Below are 3,716 nucleotides of genomic sequence, written 5' to 3' on the forward strand. Positions count from 1 at the left end.
GTGTAGGATCGGCAAGGCCGGTGGTTTCGACCACGACGCGCGCCAGCCTGGCGATGCGTCCGGTCTGCAGCCGGTCGACGAGGTCGGCCAGCGTATCGACGAGTTCGCCGCGCACCGTGCAGCAAAGGCAGCCGTCGGAAAGCTGGATGATGCCGTCTGAGGCTTGCTCGACGAGCAGATGGTCGATCGCCACCTCGCCGAACTCGTTGATGATGACGGCCGTGTCGGCAAGCGCCGGATCCTTGAGCAGCCGGTTGAGCAGCGTCGTCTTGCCGGCCCCGAGAAAGCCGGTGAGCACCGAGACGGGTATGGGAAAGCCGCTGCGCCCGGTCATGGCGAGTTTGCCGCCTTGGCCGGCTGATCCCCCTGCGCTGCAGCGGCAGCGGTCGCGGCGGGTGTGGCGCCGGCCGGCAGAGGCTTGTCGGGCCGCCAGCTGGGCAGCGGCACATCGGCATAGTTCTGATCGGTCTGGTCGACGAAAGCCTTGGGCGCCGGCCCGGTGGCCCCGCCAAGGCCGACCGCGATCAACGTCGGGTGATCGAGTTTCACCTGATAGGGCGATTTGGCCTTGTCCTTGGCGGCGACGGCAGGCGCCGCCTCCGACTGCTGTTCCTTCGGCTTCTTCTTGCAGATCTCGTCCTGCAGGTCGTTGGGCGACAGCGTGTCGCCATATGGCTTGAGCGCCGCGAGCGTCGTCGACCCGGCCGCCGGCGCGTCAAAACCCTGGTCGAGCAGCTTCGCCGCCGCTTCGGCGCGGCTGATGGCGGATTTTTCGCCGAGCACCACGGCAACCAGTGTGCGGCCATCGCGCGTCGCCGAGCCGATCATGTTGAAGCCCGAGGAGCAGACGAAGCCGGTTTTCATACCGTCGGCGCCGGGATAGCGCCCGATCAGCAGATTGTAGTTCGGGATCGCCTTCTTTCCGACGGCAAGACCCTCGATGGAGAACCACGGCGCATATTGCGGGAAGTCGTTGCGAAGCGCCGTCACCAGGACGGCGAGGTCGCGCGCGGTCGTGTACTGGTCGGGCGAGAACAGCCCATTCGGGTTGACGAAATGCGTTCCGACCATGCCGAGCCTGGCGGCCTCGGCATTCATGCGGTCGGCGAAGGCGGCCTGCGATCCGCCGATGTTCTCGCCGACGGCCATGGCGATGTCGTTGGCCGACTTGACCAGCATCATCTTCAGCGCATTGTCGAGCCGCATGACCGATCCGGGCTTGAAGCCCATCTTGCTCGGCGGCTCGCCGGCCGAATGTTTCGTCACCTTAATCGGCGAATCGAGCGCCACCTCGCCGGCGGCGATCGCCCGGAACGCCACATAGGCCGTCATCAGCTTGCTCAGCGAGGCCGGATACCAGCGCTTGAAGGCGTCCTGATGCTCCAGCACCTTGCCGCTATTCAGGTCGAACAGCACCACCGGATTGGCGCGCGCAGTGCCGGAAAGCATCGGCAGCGCCAGCGCCCCCGCAAGCAATAGGTTGAGGAAATGCCTTTGCCGCATGATCAATTCCGAAATCGCCTCTTGCCGTAGTTGCCGCTGGCTCCGTAAGATTTCGCTGCGCGATGGCCAGCATACTGCGGACCGACCCTCGACTCCGGGCCGCATTATGCGGTGCTATTTACCCTATGTGACGTCAAAATGGCAAAGCGCCAGACGATCACACTTGCCGGGCAGCGGCCCTGAACTGCCTGCCCCAACAAAGAAATGGAACGATTATGCCAATTCTCAACCGTGCCGCGGAAATGCAGGAAGAAGTCGCGGGCTGGCGGCGCCATCTGCACCAGACGCCGGAACTGAACTTCGACGTTTTCCAGACCGCCGCCTTCGTCACCGCCAAGCTGCAGGCTTTCGGTTGCGACGAGGTTGTGACCGGCCTCGGCAAAACCGGCGTCGTCGGCATTATCCGCGGCCGCAAGGGCGAGGGTCCGGCCATCGGCCTGCGCGCCGACATGGACGCTTTGCCGATCAACGAGATCACCGGCAAGCCCTACGCGTCGAGCGTTCCCGGCAAAATGCATGCCTGCGGCCATGACGGCCACACCGCCATGCTGCTCGGCGCAGCCAAATATCTCGCCGAAACGCGCAATTTCGCCGGCTCCGTGGCGGTGATCTTCCAGCCCGCCGAGGAAGGCGGCGGCGGCGGCAACGAAATGGTCAAGGACGGCATGATGGACCGCTTCGGCATCTCGAAGGTGTTCGGCATGCATAACATGCCCGGCCTTCCCGTCGGCGAGTTCGCCATCAAGCCCGGCCCGATCATGGCGGCGACCGCCGAATTCACCATCACCGTCAAGGGGCATGGCGGCCATGCGGCGATGCCGCACGCCACGATCGACCCGATCGTCATTACCAGCCAATTGGTGAGCGCTTTGCAAACCATTGCCTCACGCAGCACCGATCCGGTCGAGGCCGTCGTCGTGTCGGTGACCAAATTCCATGCCGGCGATGCCTACAACGTCATACCGGAAAAAGCCGAGATCGCCGGCACGGTGCGCACGCTGAAAAAGGAAGTGGCCAGGAAAGCGGAAGAGAAAATCCGCGCCATTTGCGCTGGCCTCGCATCAGCCTTCGGCGCGACGATCGAGGTCGACTACGACCCCAACTATCCCGTCACTTTCAACCATCCGGAAGAGACGGCCTTCGCCAGCGATATTGCCGCCGGCGTCGCCGGCGACGCGAATGTCCACCGCGCCATCCAGCCGGTGATGGGCGGTGAGGATTTTTCCTACATGCTGGAAGCGCGCCCCGGCGCCTTCATCTTCATCGGCAACGGCGACACCGCCGGCCTTCACCATCCGGCCTATGACTTCAACGACGAGGTCATCCCGCACGGCATGAGCTATTGGGTGAGGTTGGCGGAGACGGCGCTGGCCGCCTGACCGCTTTGCCCGGAGGCGACCTTCCCGGCCGATTGGCGCCATGGAGCAAGGCGCGGCGCCGATCTGTCGGTAACGCCTCTTGGCGAACCGGCCCGAAGCGTTTATGTGTCGGGCCGCGTGGTCCCGTAGCTCAGTAGGATAGAGCGGCAGATTCCTAATCTGTAGGTCACAGGTTCGATTCCTGTCGGGATCACCAGCTAAGTCAAAGGGTTGGCTGACTTTTGCAATGCTCCCATGTTGCATTTTCTTGCAACTGGCTCCCGTTGCTTTCCGTTCGCCTCGAATCTCAAGCACTCCCTGGCCGCCGCGGTGAGAGCGCGAACAGCGGCAATCAGATGCGCCGGCCCGTCTTGGCGTCGAACAGATGCGCCGAGGCGCGGTCGATCTCGATCCGCACGCTCTCGCCTTGCTTCAGCGCCAGCCGCTCGCGGAAAAGGCAGGAGATCACCTCTCCGCCGCAGTCGACCGTGGCGAAGATTTCCGAGCCGGTCGCCTCCATGAGCGTGACTGTGCCGGAGAGACCCTGGCCGGTCGCCCGGATATGCTCGGGACGAATGCCGTAAACCAGTTCCCTTCCCGCGGCCTCGCTCGGCCGGATGTCTTGCGGCAGCGGCAAAGTCAGCCCACCGGCGCTGCGGAAGATGCCCTCCTCGATGTGGCCGTGGATGAAGTTCATGGCCGGCGAGCCGATGAAGCCGGCAACGAACAGATTGGCCGGCCGGTCGTAGAGATCGAGCGGCGCGCCGATCTGCTCGACCAGACCGTCATGCAGCACGACGATCTTGTCGGCCATGGTCATCGCCTCGATCTGGTCGTGCGTGACATAGATGGTGG

4 protein-coding genes and 1 tRNA gene are annotated in these 3,716 nt (G+C 64.1%); 2 read left to right on the top strand and 3 right to left on the bottom strand.

Going from position 1 to position 3,716, the window contains the following annotated elements; translation table 11 throughout:
* Positions 1–334, bottom strand: a 334-nt coding sequence (locus EOA32_RS34640) for a GTP-binding protein (RefSeq protein WP_281015302.1), incomplete at its 3' end; no start/stop codon positions are given.
* Entirely contained in the window at positions 331–1,503 is a 1,173-nt protein-coding gene (locus tag EOA32_RS34645) for a D-alanyl-D-alanine carboxypeptidase family protein (protein WP_095779385.1), read from the bottom strand. The genes EOA32_RS34645 and EOA32_RS34640, both read right to left, overlap by 4 nt.
* Positions 1,504–1,718: 215 nt before the next feature.
* Here EOA32_RS34645 and EOA32_RS34650 point away from each other — a divergent pair, with 215 nt between their 5' ends.
* Both EOA32_RS34650 and EOA32_RS34655 read left to right on the top strand, forming a co-directional pair.
* A complete protein-coding gene (locus EOA32_RS34650; RefSeq protein ID WP_095779321.1) occupies positions 1,719–2,882 on the top strand; it encodes a M20 aminoacylase family protein in 1,164 nt (387 codons plus the stop codon).
* 119 nt (positions 2,883–3,001) lie between these two features.
* A tRNA-Arg gene (locus EOA32_RS34655) sits at positions 3,002–3,078 on the top strand.
* Between the two features lie 135 nt (positions 3,079–3,213).
* On the opposite strand, the gene EOA32_RS34660 is transcribed toward EOA32_RS34655, so the two are convergent.
* Positions 3,214–3,716 (bottom strand): TOBE domain-containing protein (locus EOA32_RS34660; protein WP_128374098.1); only part of this gene is annotated, 503 nt, incomplete at its 5' end.

Source organism: Mesorhizobium sp. M1A.F.Ca.ET.072.01.1.1 (genome assembly GCF_004023325.1).
Classification (GTDB): domain Bacteria; phylum Pseudomonadota; class Alphaproteobacteria; order Rhizobiales; family Rhizobiaceae; genus Mesorhizobium.